This is a genomic window from Thalassospira sp. TSL5-1 (assembly GCF_001907695.1).
GTDB lineage: Bacteria > Pseudomonadota > Alphaproteobacteria > Rhodospirillales > Thalassospiraceae > Thalassospira.
In genome coordinates, this window is record NZ_KV880637.1 from 1,812,184 (window position 1) to 1,833,230 (window position 21,047).

At 52.3% G+C, this 21,047-nt stretch carries 19 protein-coding genes; 8 read left to right on the forward strand and 11 right to left on the reverse strand.

Going from position 1 to position 21,047, the window contains the following annotated elements; all coding sequences use genetic code 11:
• The first annotated feature begins 70 nt into the window (after positions 1-70).
• Positions 71-1,567, forward strand: a complete 1,497-nt coding sequence (trpE, locus tag LF95_RS08590) for an anthranilate synthase component I (protein ID WP_073954545.1) — start codon at positions 71-73, stop codon at positions 1,565-1,567.
• Positions 1,568-1,668: 101 nt separating this feature from the next.
• Here trpE and LF95_RS08595 read toward each other — a convergent pair whose 3' ends face one another.
• On the reverse strand, positions 1,669-2,745 hold the full coding sequence (locus tag LF95_RS08595; protein WP_252509698.1) for a divergent polysaccharide deacetylase family protein: 1,077 nt from the start codon (positions 2,743-2,745) through the stop codon (positions 1,669-1,671).
• A gap of 334 nt (positions 2,746-3,079) precedes the next feature.
• On the opposite strand from LF95_RS08595, the gene LF95_RS08600 reads away from it, so the two are divergent.
• The 5 genes from LF95_RS08600 to lexA all read left to right on the forward strand — a co-directional run bounded on the left by LF95_RS08600 (position 3,080) and on the right by lexA (position 6,869).
• Positions 3,080-3,652: an anthranilate synthase component II gene (locus LF95_RS08600; protein ID WP_073954546.1), complete on the forward strand. Its 573-nt coding sequence runs from the start codon at positions 3,080-3,082 to the stop codon at positions 3,650-3,652.
• 32 nt (positions 3,653-3,684) lie between these two features.
• The gene (trpD, locus tag LF95_RS08605; RefSeq protein WP_073954547.1) at positions 3,685-4,719 is read left to right on the forward strand and encodes an anthranilate phosphoribosyltransferase; all 1,035 of its coding nucleotides are present in this window, start codon (positions 3,685-3,687) and stop codon (positions 4,717-4,719) included.
• Positions 4,716-5,513 carry an indole-3-glycerol phosphate synthase TrpC gene (trpC, locus tag LF95_RS08610; RefSeq protein WP_073954548.1) on the forward strand — a complete coding sequence of 266 codons (798 nt, stop codon included), beginning with the start codon at positions 4,716-4,718 and terminating at the stop codon, positions 5,511-5,513. Before trpD ends, trpC begins: the two co-directional genes overlap by 4 nt.
• Positions 5,514-5,556: 43 nt before the next feature.
• Positions 5,557-6,036, forward strand: a complete 480-nt coding sequence (gene moaC, locus LF95_RS08615) for a cyclic pyranopterin monophosphate synthase MoaC (RefSeq protein WP_073954549.1) — start codon at positions 5,557-5,559, stop codon at positions 6,034-6,036.
• Positions 6,037-6,155: 119 nt separating this feature from the next.
• Positions 6,156-6,869 (forward strand): transcriptional repressor LexA, encoded by a 714-nt coding sequence (gene lexA / locus LF95_RS08620; protein ID WP_073954550.1) that lies wholly within the window; start codon positions 6,156-6,158, stop codon positions 6,867-6,869.
• 18 nt (positions 6,870-6,887) lie between these two features.
• On the opposite strand, the gene LF95_RS08625 is transcribed toward lexA, so the two are convergent.
• Positions 6,888-8,897: a ComEC/Rec2 family competence protein gene (locus tag LF95_RS08625; RefSeq protein WP_143181970.1), complete on the reverse strand. Its 2,010-nt coding sequence runs from the start codon at positions 8,895-8,897 to the stop codon at positions 6,888-6,890.
• A 248-nt stretch (positions 8,898-9,145) separates the two neighbouring features.
• Between LF95_RS08625 and gltX the strand changes: the two genes are divergently transcribed.
• Positions 9,146-10,555, forward strand: coding sequence for a glutamate--tRNA ligase (gene gltX / locus LF95_RS08630; RefSeq protein ID WP_073954552.1), 1,410 nt, complete (start codon positions 9,146-9,148; stop codon positions 10,553-10,555).
• Positions 10,556-10,667: 112 nt separating this feature from the next.
• The gene (locus tag LF95_RS08635) at positions 10,668-11,975 is read left to right on the forward strand and encodes a citrate synthase (protein ID WP_073954553.1); all 1,308 of its coding nucleotides are present in this window, start codon (positions 10,668-10,670) and stop codon (positions 11,973-11,975) included.
• Positions 11,976-12,154: 179 nt separating this feature from the next.
• Here the strand turns inward: LF95_RS08635 and LF95_RS08640 are convergent, their stop codons facing one another.
• The 9 genes from LF95_RS08640 to rseP form a co-directional block, all read right to left on the reverse strand.
• The gene (locus tag LF95_RS08640; protein WP_073954554.1) at positions 12,155-12,595 is read right to left on the reverse strand and encodes a VOC family protein; all 441 of its coding nucleotides are present in this window, start codon (positions 12,593-12,595) and stop codon (positions 12,155-12,157) included.
• A gap of 119 nt (positions 12,596-12,714) precedes the next feature.
• Positions 12,715-13,914, reverse strand: coding sequence for a lipid-A-disaccharide synthase (lpxB, locus tag LF95_RS08645; protein ID WP_073954555.1), 1,200 nt, complete (start codon positions 13,912-13,914; stop codon positions 12,715-12,717).
• Complete coding sequence (locus LF95_RS08650; protein WP_073954556.1) at positions 13,907-14,752, reverse strand: LpxI family protein; 846 nt, start codon at positions 14,750-14,752, stop codon at positions 13,907-13,909. Before LF95_RS08650 ends, lpxB begins: the two co-directional genes overlap by 8 nt.
• Positions 14,733-15,536 (reverse strand): acyl-ACP--UDP-N-acetylglucosamine O-acyltransferase, encoded by an 804-nt coding sequence (lpxA, locus tag LF95_RS08655; RefSeq protein ID WP_073954557.1) that lies wholly within the window; start codon positions 15,534-15,536, stop codon positions 14,733-14,735. The genes LF95_RS08650 and lpxA overlap by 20 nt, the downstream gene beginning before the upstream one ends.
• A 2-nt stretch (positions 15,537-15,538) precedes the next feature.
• Positions 15,539-15,988 (reverse strand): 3-hydroxyacyl-ACP dehydratase FabZ, encoded by a 450-nt coding sequence (gene fabZ / locus LF95_RS08660; RefSeq protein WP_073954558.1) that lies wholly within the window; start codon positions 15,986-15,988, stop codon positions 15,539-15,541.
• Between the two features lie 11 nt (positions 15,989-15,999).
• The gene (gene lpxD, locus LF95_RS08665; protein ID WP_073954559.1) at positions 16,000-17,019 is read right to left on the reverse strand and encodes a UDP-3-O-(3-hydroxymyristoyl)glucosamine N-acyltransferase; all 1,020 of its coding nucleotides are present in this window, start codon (positions 17,017-17,019) and stop codon (positions 16,000-16,002) included.
• Positions 17,019-17,597 carry an OmpH/Skp family outer membrane protein gene (locus LF95_RS08670; protein WP_073954560.1) on the reverse strand — a complete coding sequence of 193 codons (579 nt, stop codon included), beginning with the start codon at positions 17,595-17,597 and terminating at the stop codon, positions 17,019-17,021. Before LF95_RS08670 ends, lpxD begins: the two co-directional genes overlap by 1 nt.
• On the reverse strand, positions 17,597-19,864 hold the full coding sequence (bamA, locus tag LF95_RS08675) for an outer membrane protein assembly factor BamA (RefSeq protein WP_252509699.1): 2,268 nt from the start codon (positions 19,862-19,864) through the stop codon (positions 17,597-17,599). The genes LF95_RS08670 and bamA overlap by 1 nt, the downstream gene beginning before the upstream one ends.
• 50 nt (positions 19,865-19,914) lie before the next feature.
• Positions 19,915-21,021, reverse strand: a complete 1,107-nt coding sequence (gene rseP, locus LF95_RS08680) for an RIP metalloprotease RseP (RefSeq protein ID WP_073954562.1) — start codon at positions 21,019-21,021, stop codon at positions 19,915-19,917.
• Between the last annotated feature and the right edge of the window lie 26 nt (positions 21,022-21,047).

Consider the following 21,047-nt stretch of genomic DNA (forward strand, 5'->3'; position numbering starts at 1 on the left):
GCGATCCGGCAGCGGGTCGCCCTTTTTTCATTCCTATCGCATTTTATTTGGTTTTGATCGGATTGCCGTTATGGATATCAAACCGGATTTTGAAACATTTACCCGAAATCATCAGGCAGGCATCGCCCAGGTCGTCTATACCTCTCTCACAGCCGACCTCGATACACCTGTTTCAGCCTTCCTGAAGCTGGCCGAAGGCCTGCCCAACACCTACCTTCTGGAATCGGTTGAAGGAGGTGCCAGCCGTGGACGCTATTCCTTTATTGGTTTTAAACCGGACCTGATCTGGCGCTGCTTTGGCGACCGGGCCGAAATCAATCGCCGTGTAATGGCCGATGCCGATGATTTCACCGCCCAGGATCAAAAACCGCTTGATGCTCTAAAAGCCCTGATCGCCGAAAGCCATATTGACCTGCCCGACCATCTCCCCCCCATGAGTGCGGGCCTGGTCGGTTATATGGGGTATGACACCGTCCGTCTGATGGAAAAGCTGCCCGATGAAAATCCGGACAACCTGAATGTGCCCGATGGCATTTTCATCCGCCCAACCATCACGGCCAGCTTTGACACCATTGCCGATACGGTAACGGTTGTCACCCCGGTGCGCCCGGAAGAAGGAATAGATGCAAAGGCTGCCTATGACCTGGCCTGTGCCCGTCTGAATGATGTGGTACAACATTTCCAGCGCAATCTGTTTATTGACAGGCGTTCGCGCTCCGTACCGCAGGATCTGCCCGAACCGGAAGTCAGCGTGGACGAGGCGGGCTATCACCAGATGGTCGAACGCGCGAAAGAATATATTCGTGCCGGGGATATTTTTCAGGTCGTGCTGTCACAACGCTATTCACTGCCTTACCGCCTGCCGCCTTTTGCCTTTTACCGGGCATTGCGGCGCATCAACCCCTCGCCCTTCATGTTCTATCTTGATATTGGCGGTTTTCAGGTTGTTGGGGCAAGCCCGGAAATTCTGGTGCGTCTACGCGATGGTGAAGTTACCATTCGGCCAATCGCAGGCACCCGCAAACGCGGCAAAAATTCGGAAGAAGATAAATTTCTGGCCCGGGACCTGCTTGATGACCCGAAAGAACGCTCGGAACATCTGATGCTGCTGGATCTGGGCCGTAATGATGTGGGCCGGGTATCGCAGCCGGGCACCGTGCGGGTTACCGACCGCGAAACCATCGAATATTATTCGCACGTCATGCACATCGTCTCAAATGTCGTCGGCCAGATTGACCCGCAATATGATGCGATGGATGCGTTAAAGGCAGGCTTTCCCGCCGGAACCGTTTCGGGTGCCCCCAAAGTCCGTGCGATGGAGATCATTGACGAGCTGGAACCAGTGCGTCGAGGCATTTATGCGGGCTGTATCGGTTATATTTCGGCTGATGGATCGATGGATACCTGCATCGCACTGCGTACTGCGGTGATCAAGGATGAAACAATTCATATTCAGGCCGGTGCCGGTATCGTCGTGGATAGCAAACCCGAAATGGAACATCAGGAATGCCGCAACAAGGCAGGTGCCCTGATGGCAGCCTGCCGCGAAGCACACCGTTTCGCCTGAGACAGCAACAACCTGACGACCAAAAACAAATAAAAAAGCGGATGCCTTATGATCGGGCATCCGCTTTTGTTATCATCACAATATCGCACGAATAAAGGTGCTCAACCCGTCACCTTCACCCCGTTTCGGCGAATAATATCGGTTGCCGGCACAAAAACAAAACCGGCCGCCTGCATTTTGGGAATCCATTTATTGAGGGCTTCCAGCGTCAAATCACGCGGATGACCAATGGCAACGGCATAGCCTCGCTTGCGCGCAACACTTTCCACCCGGTCCAGCATTAGGCTGATTTTTGCCGCGTCATCCGCATCATCCAGAAACACATCACGCTCGATGGCTGGAACATCAAACTTTTGCGCTTCCTGATATCCGACCGATTTTGCACTGGTCCGCGAGTCCAGGAACATAAGCCCTCTGGCCTTCATCACCTGCATGACAACGGCCATCCGTTCCGGATCAGCGGTAAACTTGCTGCCCATATGGTTGTTAACGCCGACATAACCTGAGAAACGGTCGAGCATCCAGCTCATTTCATTGAGGATGGCAACCTTGTCATAACTGGTCAGAAGCGCATGCGGACCAGGATCAACCGCCCTGGAAGTGGGTTCCATTGGCATATGCAGCATAATCTCGTGACCACGTTTGCGCGCCGTTGCCACCTGTTCTGGCAAATGCGTGGCATATGGCAAATAGGAAAGCGTAATCGGGGCTGGCAATTCTGCCGCGCGTTCCGTTCGCGGTTTATCAATGCCGGCATCATCAATGATAATGGCAATGACAGGCGCATTCCCCGTATCAGGTACATGGGTTGCAAATTTTTGCCAGGCCAGTTGCGTGCCCGGCACAACACCTTTATCCGGCACAGGCAATGGTGTTGGCGACGGCGTTACGTTTGGCAAAGGATTCACTCGTGGCTGCGGGATCGCCTCAGTCTGCCCATTATTCATTTCGTCAGATGGACGTTCAACCATATAGCCGGGCCGATTTGGGGCATCATATCCCTTGGAAAAATCCATCTGCGGCTGTTTTTGCCGCCCGGATGGCGCAGACACGTCAGGTGCCGTGCTCTTGTCTGCCAAGTCGCTGACCGCCTTATGTGCGGCACGATCCAGCTCGAGCATACTTCCCGCTGCAATCATCGCCGAAACAGCACCGGCCACCATTGCAGCACCAAGCATCAACCGCCTAAACCCACCAGGCTTTTTAGTGGTTTTCTTGCCTGCTTTTGTTTTACTGCGAGGTGCAGTTTTTTTCTTTTTTGCCGGTGTTGAGCGCCGTGCCACGCCGTCTCTCCAATCCATGAAATTCGGGTCTTGATGCCCATAAAAACGCAAATCCGCCCTGCCCGATCACAGGCAAACCGGTTTCCAGATCATCTCTGGCAGCGCATTCTTAGCCGATCTCTGGTTAGCAGCCTGTTAAAGCCTGAAAAACACAACCTCTACCGCTTGACGTAGCGGCAATGCCGTTTATTCTCGCCCGGTCTAAAACACAGAAGGCTTCGGGATAGCGATGTATCTGCTCATCGATAATTATGACAGCTTCACATTTAATTTGTGGCATTTTTTACGTGAACTGGGGCCCGAGGTCAAAGTTGTCCGAAATGACGAAATCAGCGTTAAGGACGCCCTGGCAATGAAGCCGGAAGGGATTGTCATTTCGCCCGGCCCTTGCGACCCCGACCAGGCCGGAATTTGTGTGGACCTTATCAAAGCTGCTGCCGGACAGATAAAACTTCTTGGCGTTTGCCTGGGGCATCAGGCTATCGGCGCGGCTTTTGGTGGTGATGTGATACGTGCACCACAATGTATGCACGGTAAAACCGACGCCATGCACCACGAAGGCAAAAGCGTTTTTAAAGGCCTGCCAAATCCAGTCACGGCAACACGTTATCATTCCTTGGTGGTGGATCGTACAACCCTGCCCGATTGCCTAGAAGTTACGGCGCACAGCAATGACGGGCTGATCATGGGGCTACGTCATCGCACCCATGAAATACATGGTGTCCAGTTTCATCCCGAAAGTATCGCTTCGGAACATGGACACGACCTTTTAAAAAATTTCATCGATTTCTCCGCCGCCTGAAGTGTCCGGAGCTAAAACAAGGGGAACATTCCATGTCCACGGAACATGATCTCAAGCCGACACTGGCCAAAGTTGCCACTGGCGCCACCCTGAGCGAGCAAGAAGCCGAGCAGGCCTTTGACGTTTTGATGTCCGGCCAGGCGACCCCGTCACAAATGGGGGCCTTTTTGATGGCGCTACGCCTGCGTGGTGAAACAATCGAAGAAATTACCGGCGCGGCCCGTGTGATGCGGGCAAAGGCAACCGGCGTTACGGCAAGCCCCGATGCTGTTGATACCTGCGGCACGGGCGGTGATGGCAGCGGGACCTATAATATTTCGACGGCAGCCGCCATTGTTGCCGCAGCGTGTGGTGCCAAAGTTGCCAAACACGGCAACCGTGCGGCATCCTCAAAGTCCGGTTCGGCAGACGTCCTGGCGACACTTGGCGTCAATATTGATGCTGACATCTCGCTTTTGGAAAAATCGCTTACACAGATTAACTTGTGCTTCATGATGGCACAGCGCCATCATTCGGCGGTGCGCCACGTTATGCCAACCCGTGTTGAAATGGGTACACGCACCATTTTCAACCTTCTCGGCCCGCTGGCAAACCCGGCAAAAACCAGGCAGCAAGTTATTGGCGTCTTTGGCAAAGAATGGGTTGAACCGATTGCCCATGTCCTGAACCGCCTTGGCTCCCGTCACGCCTGGGTCGTTCATGGCGATAGCGGACTTGACGAAATTTCTGTCACCGGCCCGACCTTCGTTGCCGAGGTCAAGGACGGCAAAGTTACCACATTTGAAATCAATCCTCAGGATTACGGCATTCGCCTTTCAACACTTGCCGAACTGAAAGGCGGCGATGCGCAAACCAACGCCACGGCGATCCGGGAATTGCTCGCAGGCAAGAAAAACGCCTATCGCGATATCGTTCTGCTCAATGCAGCTGCGGCCCTTGTTGTTACGGGGATTGCCAAAGACATTGCGGATGGTATCGCAAGATGCGAAACCGTCATCGATAATGGCAGTGCCGCGAAAACGCTGGAACAGTTGGTGGCAATATCGAACGAAGGAAATGCAGCATGAGCGACGTGCTTGAGAAAATTTGCAACGACAAACGCGACCATGTCAGCGCCTGCAAAGCCCGGAAGCCCCTGGCTGACCTTACCGCCGAAGCCGCAGCACAATCTGCCCCACGCGGTTTTATCGCAGCACTTGAAACATCAATTGCCGCTGGTCGCTATGGACTGATTGCCGAGATCAAAAAGGCATCACCGTCAAAAGGTCTGATCCGCGCTGACTTTAACCCGCCGTCACTGGCCCAGGCCTATCAGGCTGGTGGTGCTAGCTGCCTTTCGGTACTCACCGACATTCCGTATTTTCAGGGTGACGATTCCTATCTGGTTGCGGCCCGTGCAGCAGTTGACTTGCCGGTATTGCGCAAGGATTTCATGGTTGATCCCTATCAGATCACCGAGGCCCGCGCCCTGGGAGCAGACTGCATTTTGCTGATCATGGCCGCCCTTGATGACAGCTTGGCAGCAGAGCTTGAATCTCAGGCACATGAATTAGGAATGGATGTACTGGTTGAAGTGCACAATGCACCAGAGCTTGAGCGCGCCCTTAAACTGAAATCAAAGCTGATTGGTATAAACAACCGTAATCTAAAGACTTTGGAAGTATCCCTTACGACAACCGAGCAATTGGCCGAAATGGTTGATGACAACCGTTTGCTGGTTTCCGAAAGCGGTATCTTCACGTCTGATGATCTGGCCCGCATGGGTAAAGTGGGGGCAAAATGCTTCCTGATCGGCGAAAGCCTGATGCGACAGGATGATGTTGAGGCAGCTACCCGGGCGCTTCTGACAAAAGCAGCCTGAGGTCTAAAAACGCCTGCGACGGCGCGATAACCGGAATGCGACAATGACCCCAAAACTGACCCATTTTGACGATGGCGGAAACGCCGTGATGATTGACGTTTCGACAAAGTCGGTAACGGCGCGCACGGCAACGGCCAAAGGCCGGGTTGTCATGCAGGCTGGCACAGCAGAGCTGATCGCAAGTCACGGCCATAAAAAAGGCGACGTTCTCGCAATTTCGCAACTCGCCGGCATTATGGGCGCAAAACGTACTGCCGATCTGATCCCGCTATGCCATCCCCTGCCCCTTGATTCGGTCACCGTCACACTGACCCTGGCCGAGGATCAACCCGCCGTCGACATAATGGCGACCTGCAAAACATCAGGTCGCACCGGTGTGGAAATGGAGGCACTAACTGCTGTCTCGATCACCGCTTTGACTGTCTTTGACATGTGCAAAGCCGTCGATAAAACCATGCAGTTGACCAATATCCGGGTCATTTACAAAGATGGCGGAAAATCCGGCACATTTATTGCCGACTGAATTTTATAAGGACACGGTTTAAGTGTTCTTATTACGCGCAAGACGCTTGACCACCAATCAGAACCAAAGTAGAACATTAATGTATTCGATTTGTTCTTATTTGGGTCCGGGAAAATGCCATGCTAACGCGCAAGCAATATGAATTGCTAGTCTATATCGACAATCACCTTCGCGATCATGGTATTTCACCTTCGTTCGATGAGATGAAGGAAGCCTTGAACCTGAAATCCAAATCCGGCATTCACAGGTTGATTACCGGACTTGAGGAACGCGGTTTTATTCGCCGCCTTGCCCATCGGGCGCGCGCCCTGGAAGTGCTGCGCCTTCCCGACAATAACGACGATGACGCCCCGAGCCCCGCTGGCTCTGCGCGTGTTACCCCCATTGCATCGGCGCGAAAAACAACCCATCGCCCGGCAATGGTCCCCTCGGCCTTTTCCGAAATTCAGGAAAGCGTCTCCCTGCCCTTATATGGCCGGATCGCTGCGGGTACCCCGATTGAAGCCCTGCGCGATCAAAGCACACAGGTTCAGGTTCCTGCGGCCCTTTTGGGCACAGGGGAGCATTACGCCCTTGAAGTTTCGGGTGATTCCATGATCGAGGCAGGTATTCTCGATGGTGATACGGTCCTGATTCAACGGTGTGAACAGGCCAATGACGGCACCATCGTTGTTGCCCTTGTTGATGATAGCGAAGCAACCCTCAAACGCATTAAACGTGGTTTGGGCCAGGTCTTGCTGGAACCGGCCAATGCCCGCTATGAAACACGCGCCCTGCCGCCAGAACGTGTTCAAATCCAGGGTCGGCTGATTGGCCTGCTACGTCAGTATTAATGCAGGCATCCATTCAAATCAGCGGCCGCCAATGATGATCCAGGACCAATTGCCGCTGGTCTGCCTTACCGTCTCATATCGCGATGGTGATTGCTGATCACCCAGAAATACGGCTACACCGCCCTGCCACCACAACACATCGTCATCAATAACCAGCGGCGATCTATCCGATCCGTTACACGCAGAAACCGGAAAATCCTGTTTCAGGATAACAATCACATCCGCATGGCGACAAAGATAAAATGGATCATCTATTTTATCTGATATAACAATGGTTTTTCCATTTTTCTTAAACCAGCATCGCTCTTGATCACAGTGCTTTGCTGCATTTTTTTCTGGTGCAAAACCAGTTCCGAAACGGGCATTCCAGATGTCACGGTGAAAACGGCTGACTCTGTTATTAAAAACCAGATGATCACCCTGTTCTTGATAAAGCGCCCAGTCTTTCTGGTCCCCTCCTACCAACAGATCAGGCGATTGTACGCCTATAATCGCAATTGCAGCGCCCACAGCAGGAACGATTGCACATAGCCACAGCACACGTTGTCGCCAAATTATCAGCCATAACAAAGCCAGCATCGCCAAAATAACAGCCAAGGCCGGAGGCTGCGCAATATGCCAAAGCCCCCAATCCTGACGGGCGACAAGATGGGCCAGCGCAATCAGCATATCAAGACCGGGAGCCAGAAAACCAAGAGCGATTCCTTCCAGCCCAAAGGGCAATAAAACCAGAACCGCAACAATGCCTGGCATAATCCAGAATGCCATCAAGGGAATCGCAACCAGGTTTGACAGCACGCCCAAAAGCGAAATGCGCCCAAAATGGAAACCAATGATGGGTGCCGTTACTGCCGTCACCATGATGCCGGTAATAAACAACGCAAACAGATACCGCCCGATACGCTGCCAAACAGGCAAATCACGCTGCGGCGAAACCAGTCGCCCGCCTTTGCCTTGATAAAAAGCAACAAGCACCGTTACCGCCGCAAATGACAGTTGAAAACTGGCCCCTAAAATCGCGTCGGGACGCAAAACCATAACAATGACCGCAGCAATTGCCACCAGCCGCAAAGATATGGCCCGACGGTCCACCAGCACGGCAAACAGCACGATTGCCGTCATCACAAAGGCACGCTGGGTCGGCACCGTAGCCCCAGACAGCAGCAGGTAAAAAGTCCCGATAATAAAGCCAGCAATCGCCGCCCATTTTTTGATCGGATATCGTAGAGCAACAGACGGAAACAGAGCCAACCCGAAACGAACCGTGAAAAACACCACCCCACATAAGAGCCCCATATGAAGCCCTGATATCGCCAATAAGTGGGCCAAACCGGATTTGCGCAAATCCTCTGCCAGTTCCGGCGCAACGCCGCCGCGTTCTCCCACCAGAATGGCGTTGGCAAGCCCCGCCTTGGCCGGTTCAAGCCCATTATCGATCCGGGCCATAATGGCCAAACGAATTCTTTCAATTGCCTCAAAAAATCCAGTGTCGGCTGTCTGATCACGATCAATCCGGTAACTGCGCCCCAAGGCAAAGCCGGTTCCGCCAATCCCGTCAAAATACAGGTTTCTGGCAAAATCCGGATCCCCGGGTGTTTCAGGTACGCTAAGCGGGAAAATCTTGGCCTTTCCGCTAAAATAATCTCCGGGACGCACAGCAATATCGCCCGAAAGCGACAACCTGACCTTTTGCGGCAATTGATCACGAGATAATCCGGCTATGTCATCAGGAGTAATCACCAACCGGGTGCGCCCGTTTCGCGGTTCCAGTGACAGAATTTTGCCCTGCAAATTTTCGGTATAAAGCGTCTTCTTAAGGACAGGTCCTTGCAGCATATACAAATGTGCCTGGACGATTCCGCCGCCAAGCACGGCAAAAACCAGCATTAACCAACAAAAAAACGGGATAACATAATGACGACTCAGCCACATACCGGCGAGCGCGATCAACAGCGCAAAAGCCAGTAAAATATCCGAAGGTTGCGTCTTAAGCGAAAAATACACCGCCTGACCCAACCCAAGGAACATGGCACATGACAAAATCCATTTTTCCCGGTCATCTGCCAACGCTGTTGCAATATGCTCAAAAACAGCGTTAAGACCTTGAAAAAAATTAATTTGCCGCCATCTTATGCGACGAATGTTTAATGGTATAACGCGCCTCGGGCTTTTATCTATCATCCACTGTGGTGCAACAGCATTCCGAATATGATATAGCCTGCACGCCAAATGTCTTAACGACAAGCGACAACATCCAGAAAAAATGGATAAAGCGAATGACGGTTGTTACCCGTTTTGCCCCGTCTCCGACAGGGTTCCTGCATATTGGTGGTGCACGTACCGCCCTCTATAACTGGCTTTATGCCAAACATACTGGCGGCAAATTTTTGCTGCGTATTGAAGATACAGACCGGGAGCGCTCGACCCCCGAAGCCGTCGATGCAATTTTTGCCGGTTTGAACTGGCTGGGCCTGAACGCTGACGAAGAACCCGTCATGCAGTTCGCCCGCCGCGACCGTCACGCCGAGGTTGCCCATAGCCTGGTTGAAGCCGGCAAAGCATATTTCTGTTATTGCTCGCCCGAGGAACTGAGCGAAATGCGTGAGAAAGCCCGCGCAGAAGGCCGCCCGATGAAATATGATGGCCGCTGGCGCGACCGCGATGCGAGCGAAGCGCCGGAAGGGATTAAACCCGTTGTTCGCCTTAAGGCACCGCTTGAGGGTGATTCTGTCATCCATGATCAGGTTCAGGGTGAAGTAAGGGTGGCGAACGACCAACTCGACGACTATATCATCCTGCGTGCTGATGGCACACCAACCTATATGCTGTCTGTCGTGGTCGATGACCATGACATGGGCATTACCCACGTCATTCGCGGTGATGATCACTTGACCAACGCATTTCGCCAAAAGGCGTTATATGATGCGATGGGCTGGGATGTTCCCACCTTCGCCCATATTCCGCTTATTCACGGACCGGACGGCGCGAAACTGTCCAAGCGTCATGGCGCGCTTGGGGTTGAAGCCTATCGCGACGAAATGGGTTTCCTGCCGGAAGCCATTAATAACTATCTGTTGCGCCTGGGCTGGGGTCATGGCGATGACGAGGTCATCTCTACCGAACAGGCCATTGAATGGTTTGACATTGCTGATGTTGGCAAAGGTGCATCACGCTTTGACTTTGCTAAACTGACCAACCTGAACGGAATTTATATACGTCAGGCTGAAGATGCTCGCCTCGCCGATCTTATCGCACCTACCGTTGCAGCTGAAATTGGCGCCCGCGATTTAGATGCAGTGCAAAAACAAACCTTGATCAAGGGCATGTCAGGGCTTAAAGAAAGAGCCAAGACTCTTACCGAATTGGCTCAGTCTGCCACTTTCTATGTGTCAAATGGCGTCCTATCTTTCAATGACAAGGCACAGGCATTGATTGACGGTGCCCCTGCGGGACTGTTCGCTGCACTGGCGAATGAACTGGCGGGTCTTGATACCTGGCACGAAGAAGCCATTGAGGCTGTTGTCAAACAGTTAGCAGAAAGCAAAGACCTGAAACTGGGCAAAGTCGCTCAGCCTTTGCGCGCTGTTTTAACAGGCTCCAATTCTTCACCGGGCATTTTTGAAGTAATGCATGTGCTCGGCAAACCCGAAACGCTGAACCGCATCAAAAAATACGAGGCGGCATAACAGCACCAAAAAAAGATCGGGAAAACTTTAGTCTGTTTGCGCTTTGTGCGCTGCGGCATTATGCTGCACCCAATCGAAAACCATGTTCGTTAACAGGGAAGGAAAAAAAGTCATGGCTCAAAATTCCAAGACTTCCCATACCGTGACGCTTACCGACAATTCCAATGGCAAGTCGTACGAGCTTCCGGTACTTGAGGGAAATATTGGACCGTCGGTCATCGATATCCGCAAACTTTATGCAGATACCGGTTACTTTACCTATGACCCCGGCTTTACCTCGACTGGTAGCTGTGAATCGACGATCACGTATATTGACGGCGACAAGGGCATCCTGCGTCACCGTGGATATGCGATTGACGATCTGGCTGAAAAAGCTGACTTCCTTGAAGTTTGCTACCTGCTGCTTTACGGCGACCTGCCCAACAAGGCAGAACGCGACAAATTCCGTGGCGACATCACCATGCACACAATGGTGCATGAGCAGATGCGCAATTTCTATAACGGTTTCCGTCGTGACGCCCACCCGATGGCGATCATGTGTGGCTCTGTTGGTGCGATGTCTGCTTTCTATCATGACAGCACCGACATCAGCGACCCGAACCAGCGCCTGATTTCCGCCTATCGCCTGATCGCAAAAATGCCGACCATCGCGGCGATGGCCTATAAATACTCCATCGGTCAGCCGTTCCAGTATCCGAACAACAATCTGTCATATTCAGAAAACTTCCTGTCTATGATGTTTGGCGTTCCGTGCGAAAAATACGAAGTCAATCCGGTATTGGCCAAAGCAATGGATCGTATCCTGATCCTGCATGCGGATCATGAACAGAATGCGTCGACCTCGACCGTTCGTCTGGCCGGTTCTTCGGGCGCAAATCCGTTTGCCTGTATTGCTGCTGGTATTGCCTCGCTTTGGGGCCCGGCACATGGCGGCGCAAACGAAGCCGTTCTGAAGATGCTGAACCAGATCGGTGATGTGAAAAACATCCCTGATTTCGTCAACAAAGCCAAAGACAAGAACGATCCGTTCCGTCTGATGGGCTTTGGGCACCGGGTTTACAAAAACTATGACCCGCGCGCCAAAGTGATGCAGCAAACCTGCCATGAAGTTCTTAAGGAACTGAATGTTCAGGATCCGCTTCTGGATGTTGCTCAGGAACTTGAACGCATCGCACGCGAAGACGAATATTTCGTCGAAAAGAAACTGTATCCGAACGTCGATTTTTATTCGGGCATCATTTTCAAGGCGATGGGCATTCCCGAAAGCATGTTCACCGTTCTGTTCGCCGTTGCGCGTACGGTTGGCTGGATTGCCCAGTGGAAGGAAATGATCGAAGATCCTTCACAGAAAATCGGTCGTCCGCGTCAGCTTTTCATTGGCGACGTCGAACGCGAATTCAAGGAAGTCGATGCCCGCTAAACGCGGTCTATCCTGCTTCCTGTCAGCCCCCAAGGGATGACAAGAAAACAATGAACTCCCTGCCCTGCGGCGGGGAGTTTTTTTGTTGGACAAAGCCCAGGCCCCATAAAAAAAGCCCCCGAAGCGGGGACTTTTTCATCATATGACTTTGTCAGATAAAACAGCGAAGTATCCGAAAATTACCAGTTGCCGGTATTTCCCATGCTGGCCCACGGTTCTGCTGGCGCAAGAGATTCGCCCTTTTGCAAGAATTCAATGGAAATACCATCAGGCGAACGCACAAAGGCCATATGACCATCACGCGGCGGACGGTTGATGGTGACACCGGCATCCATCAATTTCTGGCACAGCGCGTAAATGTCATCAACCTCGTAGGCAAGATGACCAAAATTACGGCCCCCGGTATATTCCTCCGGATCCCAGTTATAAGTCAGTTCCAGTTCTGGCGCTTTGTGCGCCTTGGCATTTGCTACATCCTGCGGCGGGGCAAGATAAATCAGGGTGAAACGCCCTTTTTCGCTTTCGATACGGCGGGTTTCTTCCATACCAAGCAGGTTGCAATAAAAATTCATCGAGGCTTCAACGTCTTTGACGCGTACCATCGTATGCAAATAACGCATAAAAACAGACTCCGATCTAATCCTTTGAAATGACGAAAACTTAAAGCAAATCGGTGATCTTGAGAACCGGCAACTTTAAAAACTTTCGCCAACTCGTTATCACGTCTTCCAAATCTGGTTTATTTGCCCTTAAGCGCAAGCCTTAAAACAACATCGGCAGCTTTGTCACTGGGGGGGCTTTGGCCAAATCCCAGCAATGTCGTAGCTTCTTCAAAACCGGCAAGTTGCACCTCGCGCGCCTCTCCCGGCTCAACAAAGCGTTTCATCGCAGCATAAAGCCCGTCCGATGTGCAATCTTCCTGCAAATATTCCGGTACCAGCTTGCGTCCCAGAACAAGATTAATGATCGTGACAGTATCGATTTTTAAAAGTCTCCGCGCAAGCCAGGCGCTCGTGGTACTGACACGATACCCAATGACATGCGGCACACCGACAATCCCCAGCTCCAACGATACGGTTCCAGACGCCGCTAATGCGGCGTGAGTGCAGCTAAAGGCATCCCGACGCTCCTGATCGGTTGCCACTACAATGGTCTTTACAGGCCATTCAGCAACGGTCTGGCGAACAACATCTTCAACCTTGCTCACCGTTGGCATAACAAAGCAAAATTCGGGATCATCCTGTGCCAGACGCACAACAACATCGCGAAATACAGGCAACAGTCGCCCGACTTCGGAATGGCGGCTACCGGGCAATATTGCAATCACCCTGGTTTCATCGCGCAGGCCATGCTGCACGCGAAAACGGCTTGCATCACCACCGTGGCGTTCTTCAACGGCAGAATGGCCGATGAAAGTGGTCGGCAGGCCTTCACGCTCGAAATACGGGGGTTCAAACGGCAAAAGTGCCAGCAGGTGATCCAGAAACTTCGCAATTTTTCGCGCCCGACCGGGACGCCATGCCCACACCGATGGTGCGACATAATGAACCAGCGGAATACCGGAATGAGCGAGCTTTTTGCCGACACGAAAACTGAAATCGGGTGCATCAATCGTAACAACAATATCTGGCCGTTCGGTTATCGCCAATTCGGCTGTTTCCCGAATACGACGTAAAAGACGCGGAATATGCGGAATAACTTCAGCCAGCCCCATTACCGACATTTCATTCATCGAAAACAGGCTTTGCATGCCCTCGCCGATCATGCGTGGACCGCCAACACCGATAAAACTGACATCACGATATTGGCGCTTTATGGCCGCCATTAAACGACCGCCAAGCTGATCCCCCGATGCTTCTCCGGCAACCAGCATGATTTTCAAAGGACGCTTGTCCGACAATGCCAAGTTTTCAATGCTGTTCTCGATCGAATCAATCATGAGTCGTGCCGCCCGTTTCTGGCAGACCAATTAAAAAAAGCCCCAACTGGTTTGCTTTTTCTATCACTGCATCCCGATCAATGATCATGGTGCCCCCGGCTTGCACCGCAATCCCGGCTAATCCTGCTACATGGGCCTGCTCGATGGTCGTAATGCCAATGGCCGGTAGATCAAGCCGTTTGTCCTGTTGCGGCTTGCTGGTTTTTACCAACACGCCGCCGGCGCCCGGGCGGGCATAGCCGGCAGAACGGCGAATCATTTCGTCCGTTCCTTCAATGGCCTCGACCGCCAGCACCAGCCCCTGCTGGACAATACATCCCTGCCCCACATCAACACTGCCGAGAATTTTGGCAATTTCCAGCCCGCGTCTTGCGTCACTCAATGCCTGCTCGTCGGGGGAAACCGCCCCCAGAGTACCCTCAGGCGCAACGAGATCCACCATAATCTCGTGCGCACCGACAAGCCGGAAACCATCCCGTTCCAGCTCCTGCCCAATAATACGCAGCAGGCCATCGTCGCCCAGCGATTTGAAACCGATTTTTGCCAGCAATCTGGCACCCCGCAAATCCGGGCGAATAGAAGCGAATGATGGCCGTTTTACCTTGCCAGCCAAAACAACATCAACGCAGCCTTCGGTTTTTAACCGTGACAGGATTTTTCCGGCCGCCCCCAGCCGGATAACCTCATAGGGGGCTCCCAGCGCATCAGGGTCCTCGCAATGCCCCTCAAGCGCAACAACGAACACCGCCCGCCCCGATGCCTTTGCAGCATCGACAAGGCGGGCGGGAAGATCACCACCACCTGCGATCAGGCCAATTTTACCCTGCGGAGCTGTCATATTTCGGGGTACAGACAGAGCGTGTGCTCTCTGCTTTCAGAAAATTAATGATTTCCATGACCGGCCCGACATCAGCAAAGTCCTTGGCGACTTCCTCGACACGTTCAGCCAGCGTTCCCTCATGTGCGAACACAAGACGATAGGCTTTGCGCAGAGAATGGATCGTTTCACGATCAAAACCACGACGTTTGAGACCGACAATATTGAGCCCGGACAAATAGGCGCGATTGCCAATAACCGACCCATAAGGAATAACGTCGCTTTCAACGCCCGTCATACCGCCAATCATGGCATGCCGCCCAATGCGAACAAACTGGTGAACTGCAGATAACCCGCCCACAATGGCAAAATCATCGACATGCACATGCCCCGCCAGTGTTGCATTATTGACCAGGATACAATGGTTGCCCACCATGCAATCATGGCCAATATGCGCCCCCGCCATGACCAGGCAGTCATCCCCTACCGATGTCAGCATGCCGCCGCCTTCAGTGCCAGGATTCATGGTGACACCTTCACGGATTTTGGCGCGTTTACCGACCACTAACCGCGAGGCCTCGCCCTTGAATTTAAGATCCTGCGGCGCATGACCGATCGAGGCAAAGGGAAAAACAACACTTTCGTCGCCCATCGTGGTGTGTCCTGCGACCACCACATGCGAATGCAGTTTTACCCCATCCCCCAGAACCACCGAAGCGCCCACCATGCAATAGGGGCCGATTTCGACATCCTGACCGAGCTGCGCACCGTCTTCGACAATTGCTGTCGGATGCACGTTTGCCATTATCAATTATCCCGGATCATCGCAGCAATCGTTGCTTCGGCAACAACCACGCCGTCAACACGAACTTCACTTTCAAATTTCCAGACCGGCCCGCGGCTTTGTTTTTTACGCACATGGATGTGCATCACATCACCCGGCACAACCGGCTTGCGGAAACGTGCACTATCGATGCTCATAAAATAAACCAGCTTGCCTTCTGAATCAGCGCCCAGCGTATGCACCACCAAAATAGCAGCGGTTTGTGCCATTGATTCGATAATCAGCACACCCGGCATAATCGGCTGCTGCGGAAAATGACCGGCGAATTGCGGTTCATTCATCGTCACATTTTTAATACCGACGGCCGATTCATCTGCCGCAATATCAATGACCTTGTCGATCAGCAGGAACGGATAACGATGCGGGATCATCTCCAGAATACGCTGGATATCAACATTTGCCAGTTCGGTCATAAACAGTGCCCTTATTTCTTTTTTCGTATCAGTCGCGACAACGCAACTGTCTGCTTGTGATATTCCATCATGGGGACAGCCGGGCTGCCGCCAACAACATCGCCCGGTTTCATGTCTTTCATGACGCCGGCCTGTGCCGCGATTTTTGCACCATCGCCCAATGTCAGATGCCCGGTAATACCGGCCTGGCCACCAACAACGACAAAATGTCCAAGTTTCGTCGACCCGGAAATGCCGACCTGTGCCACAATGACACAGCCCATGCCCATTTCAACGTTATGGCCGATTTGCACCAGATTGTCGATACGGCAACCATTGCCAATCACGGTATCAGGCCCTGCACCCCGGTCGATGGTTGCATTGGCCCCGATCTCGACATCATTGCCGATAACAACGCGCCCCAATTGCGGGACTTTCAGGTGCCCCTGCGCCCCCATTGCAAAACCGAAACCATCCTGGCCAATACGTGCGCCTGAATGAATAATGCACAAATTGCCAACCAGCGTATGTGTCAGTGCGGCACCCGGACCAACATAGCATCCCTGGCCAACAACAACACCACGGCCAATAACGGCATTGGCGGAAATACGGCTACCGTCCCCGATTTCCGCGTTTTCCTCAATAACGGCACCGGGATCAATCTGGACATTATTGCCAATACGCGCGCTGGGATGAATATGCGCAGATTGGGAAATGTCACCATTTGCCGCTTCGGCAGGATAAAACGCCGTCGCAGCCTTGGCATAGGCGCGATAGGGATCGTCACTGGTAAAAACGATCATCCCTTCCGGGGCGCGGTCGGCAAATTCCGGCCTGGCAAAGCATGCACCGGCCTTACTGGAAACAAAGGCATCAATATATTTGCGATTATCAAAAAAACTCAGGCAGGTTTCATCTGCAACCTGCAAAGGCGCCACATCGACAAAAGACCGGCTTGCGCCGGTCGTTTGTACAAGCGTTGCACCGGAAATCCTGGCGATTTCCGCAGCATCGAATGGCCCTTTGCGTTTAAAAAAACGCCTATCTGCCATCAGGAACCTTCCTTGAATTCAACAGTCAAAGACGGAATTGCGGCGTTGATTTTATCAAAAACCTCTTTGGTCGCATCCATCGCATTGGCATGAAGAATAACCTGGCTTTTGTGCAGAACCAGCGTTGCTTTGCGCTCTTCGGCAACGTCGGCAATAATTTCAATCAGTTTCTTTTGAAACTTGATCCGCGCCTCGTTCACAGCTTCATCCAGAACCTTGTTGCGGCCCTGGGCGAATTTCTGAAATTCAGCCACTTTCTTTTGAAATTCTGCACGTTTCTGCTGCAGCACATCGGCACTTAACAAGGTGCGCTGCTGGGCAAGTTTCTGGTCTTCATCACGAAGCGCCTGCTGGCGCTTCTCGATTTCCGACTGATAGGAGTCACGACGCTTCTCCACCTGCTTTCGCATATCCTGCATTGCAGATGCTTCACGCATGATGCCTTCAAAGTCGACGATCATGACAACTGCCGTCGTATCCTTTGGCGCGGCGGTTGTCTGGGCATGCGCCTGCACGCCCAAACCCGTTACCATCAAGGCAATCAGAAGAAATCTTTGGGCCGTTTTCATCATATACATCAGAATCTGGTTCCGAAATTAAGTCGGAACACTTCCTCTTTGTCATAATCTTCTTTGAGAATAGCCTTCGACAGGTCAACACCAATCGGGCCGAACGGAGATTCCCAGCCTACCCCAACACCAACAGACCCACGCAGTGATCCCGTATCATAAATTTCACCGGGACGATCGCCATCAACCCCCCATGATGAACCGAAGTCCGAGAAAACACGTCCCTTAAGCGCAAATTCGGACGGCAGCCCCAGCGGGAAATCAAGCTGAACTGTACCGGCATAATAGAATTTGCCCCCAACGGCATCATCACTTGCCTTGTCACGCGGACCGACCCCCCCGGCCGAAAAACCGCGCAAGCTTGAACCGCCAAGCAGGAAACGCTGCGAAATACGCGTATCTTCGCCAATCCCGAAGATATACCCCGAAGACCCCTTGGTGCTCAGAATCCATTCTTTCTGACGATCCAGCGGGAAGTAATAGCCGGCGGAAACACGCGATTTAAGATAACGTTCCGAGCCACCAAAACCGGCAAGATCGTTGGAAATTTGCGCAAAATACCCATCTTTCGGGGAAACCGAGCTATCACGCTGATCATAGGTCAGAGTCTGACCGATGGAAGACTCGGTAAATTTTGGATCTTCATCACGCAGAAGACGCGCAGCGTTCGTTTTGACATCAGAGTATTCGTCAACTTCAAACCCGTAGCGTACCTGCTGGCTCAGATGTTCGGTGAAGTTGTAACCGGCGCGCAAACCAAAACCGGTTTGTTTTTCATCATATGAACTTGCATCCTGATTGTCATGTTCACGACGAAAAACATCAAAACCGGCACTGACATCCCTGTTCAGGAAATAGGGCTCGGTGAAGGACAGATCAACCTGACGGTTTCTGCCACCAATGGTGAAGCCCAGACGTAAATCCTGGCCCCGCCCCAGCAGGTTACGTTCACGAATGCCTGCCTGCCCAAACGGCCCCTGGTCCGTACCGTAGCCTGCACCAATCGAGAATTCGCCAGTTGATTTTTCATCAACATCAACCTCGACAACCGATTTGTCCGGCTCGCTGCCCGGGAGAGTTTTGACGTCTACCGTTTTAAAGAAGTTCAGGTTTTCGATACGCTGGCGCGAACGGTTCAGTTTGGAACTGCTAAAAGCGTCGCCTTCAACGAACCGGACTTCTCGACGGATAACCTCGTCAAGTGTCCGCACGTTCCCAACAATATCAACACGTTCGACGTAAACCTTCGGACCTTTGGTAATGTTGAACGTCACATTGATCGTGTTATTTTCGCGGTCCCGTTTGATGTCCGGTTTGATGTCAACAAACGCATAACCGCGATCACCAACATAATCCGTCAGTGATTTGATCATGTCTTCAACGACGTCAGAGTTGTACCAGTCGCCTGGTTCAACCTTGATCAAGGGTTGAAGTTCATTGACGTCAAGTTTGTCAATCTCGGAATTGATCTTGATATCACCAAACTTGTAACGTTCGCCTTCATTGACGGTGTATGTGATAAAAAAGTCGGAGCGATCCGGCGTCAGTTCGGCAACCGAAGAAAGCACCTGGAAATCGGCATAACCGGCCGAAAGATAGAAGCGGCGCAGCAATTCGCGGTCAAAAGTCACCCGGTCTGGATCATAATTGTCGTCCGAAGTAAGAATTTTCCACCAGGCACTGGTCGTGGTCCGGATAACCCCCTGAAGCTCGTCATCATCAAAGGCCTTGTTACCGACAAAGTTGATGCGACGCACACCGGTTGCTTCGCCTTCATTGATTTCAAAAACAAGGTCAACGCGATTCTGATCGCGCTGAATGACTTTTGGCGTCACGGTGGCAGCAAAGCGCCCCGAACGACGATACAGATCAAGAATGCGCTGAACGTCGGCCTGTACCTTCGTCCGGGTATAAACCACACGCGGCTTTAACTGAACTTCAGACGTCAGTGCGTCGTCTTTCAGGCGTTTATTCCCCTCAAAGGCAATCCGGTTGATGATGGGGTTTTCCACAACCTTTACCACCATCGTTCCATCCTTATAGGAGATGGAAACGTCCGCAAACAGATCCGTCGCAAACAAAGCCTTGAGCGAGTCGTTGATCTTTTGCGGATCATATTCATCACCCGCGCGGACCTTGAGATACGCATCCACCGTACCGGTTTCGATACGGTTATTCCCTTCCACGCGGATCTGCTGGATGGTGGGATAGTTCTGAGCCTGAGCATCCACCGGCAGGAATACCGGAGCCGTGGCGCCCGCAAGGGCTACCATCATCGCAGCAGTTCGCATTTTTCGCAGCAAAACCAACCCCCTGATATGTGCAGTCATCCGCCGGCCAGGCCCTTGAAGAAATTCCAGACGCCCAGATGCGACAGATCATTCCATGTTGCAAAAATGATTAAGCTGAATACCAAACCCGCGCCCAGACGGAAACCATATTCTTGCGCTTTCGCACTCATAGGTTTACCGCGCAACGCTTCGATCAGGTAAAAAACCAGATGTCCGCCATCAAGAAGCGGAACTGGCATAAGATTTATCAACCCAAGACTAACCGACAGATAGCCCATGAAAGACAGCAACGGTGCAATTCCACCTTCTGCCACCTGACCAGACATCTGCGCAATCCGGATCGGTCCACCAAGTTCCGAACTATCACGCTTACCTGCAATCATTTCGCCAATCGCGCTGAATGTTTGCGTGACAATTCCGAAAGTTGTGTTAACGCCATTCCCGATTGCGTCAAAAATTCCGTCGCGATGGGAAACAAATTTACCCGCACTCACACCAAGGCGACCAAAGGTGGTGGCATCGGGTCCCTTCCCCTCGGTCACTGCCTGCGGAGTTGCTGGAATATCAAGGGTCTCCCCTCCCCGTTTAACAGTCAAATCGACCTGCTGGCCCGGTTTTTCATGGATCAGAACGTAAAGTTCGTCAAACCATTCAATCTGTTTTCCATCAACAGCAACAATCTGGTCATTTGGCTGCAATCCGGCGGCGGCAGCTGCGCTATCGGGGGAAACTTCGCCAACGACCGGCAAGGCTCGTTGCTGGCCAACGGCGGCAAACAGCACCGTAAAAATGACAATCGCGAAAATGAAATTCGCCAAGGGACCGGCAAAAACAATCGCTGCACGCGCCAGAAGACCCTTGTGATGAAAAGCATATTTGCTTTCTTCCTCGTCGAGGTCATCGCGCATACCCGCACTGGCCGGGTTCATGTCACCATACATCTTGACATAACCGCCCAAGGGCAAGGCGCTGATTTTCCAGCGCGTTCCGCTTTTATCGTTCCAGCCAACAATTTCAGGGCCAAAACCGATAGAAAAGGATTCGACCTTCACGCCCGCCTTGATTGCGACCCAGTAATGTCCGTATTCATGTACAAAAACCAGTACAGACAAAACAAAAAGAAACGCAAGAATAGTAACCATCTAGCAGTGTTCCTTGGTACAGACGG

Bases quoted from the DNA above. Each gene is read 5' to 3' on its own strand.
- trpE (WP_073954545.1), top strand. From the start codon at position 71: ATGGATATCAAACCGGATTTTGAAACATTTACCCGAAATCATCAGGCA.
- LF95_RS08595 (WP_252509698.1), bottom strand. From the start codon at position 2,745: ATGCTTGGTGCTGCAATGGTGGCCGGTGCTGTTTCGGCGATGATTGCA.
- LF95_RS08600 (WP_073954546.1), top strand. From the start codon at position 3,080: ATGTATCTGCTCATCGATAATTATGACAGCTTCACATTTAATTTGTGG.
- trpD (WP_073954547.1), top strand. From the start codon at position 3,685: ATGTCCACGGAACATGATCTCAAGCCGACACTGGCCAAAGTTGCCACT.
- trpC (WP_073954548.1), top strand. From the start codon at position 4,716: ATGAGCGACGTGCTTGAGAAAATTTGCAACGACAAACGCGACCATGTC.
- moaC (WP_073954549.1), top strand. From the start codon at position 5,557: ATGACCCCAAAACTGACCCATTTTGACGATGGCGGAAACGCCGTGATG.
- lexA (WP_073954550.1), top strand. From the start codon at position 6,156: ATGCTAACGCGCAAGCAATATGAATTGCTAGTCTATATCGACAATCAC.
- LF95_RS08625 (WP_143181970.1), bottom strand. From the start codon at position 8,897: ATGTTCCTTGGGTTGGGTCAGGCGGTGTATTTTTCGCTTAAGACGCAA.
- gltX (WP_073954552.1), top strand. From the start codon at position 9,146: ATGACGGTTGTTACCCGTTTTGCCCCGTCTCCGACAGGGTTCCTGCAT.
- LF95_RS08635 (WP_073954553.1), top strand. From the start codon at position 10,668: ATGGCTCAAAATTCCAAGACTTCCCATACCGTGACGCTTACCGACAAT.
- LF95_RS08640 (WP_073954554.1), bottom strand. From the start codon at position 12,595: ATGCGTTATTTGCATACGATGGTACGCGTCAAAGACGTTGAAGCCTCG.
- lpxB (WP_073954555.1), bottom strand. From the start codon at position 13,914: ATGATTGATTCGATCGAGAACAGCATTGAAAACTTGGCATTGTCGGAC.
- LF95_RS08650 (WP_073954556.1), bottom strand. From the start codon at position 14,752: ATGACAGCTCCGCAGGGTAAAATTGGCCTGATCGCAGGTGGTGGTGAT.
- lpxA (WP_073954557.1), bottom strand. From the start codon at position 15,536: ATGGCAAACGTGCATCCGACAGCAATTGTCGAAGACGGTGCGCAGCTC.
- fabZ (WP_073954558.1), bottom strand. From the start codon at position 15,988: ATGACCGAACTGGCAAATGTTGATATCCAGCGTATTCTGGAGATGATC.
- lpxD (WP_073954559.1), bottom strand. From the start codon at position 17,019: ATGGCAGATAGGCGTTTTTTTAAACGCAAAGGGCCATTCGATGCTGCG.
- LF95_RS08670 (WP_073954560.1), bottom strand. From the start codon at position 17,597: ATGTATATGATGAAAACGGCCCAAAGATTTCTTCTGATTGCCTTGATG.
- bamA (WP_252509699.1), bottom strand. From the start codon at position 19,864: ATGATGGTAGCCCTTGCGGGCGCCACGGCTCCGGTATTCCTGCCGGTG.
- rseP (WP_073954562.1), bottom strand. From the start codon at position 21,021: ATGGTTACTATTCTTGCGTTTCTTTTTGTTTTGTCTGTACTGGTTTTT.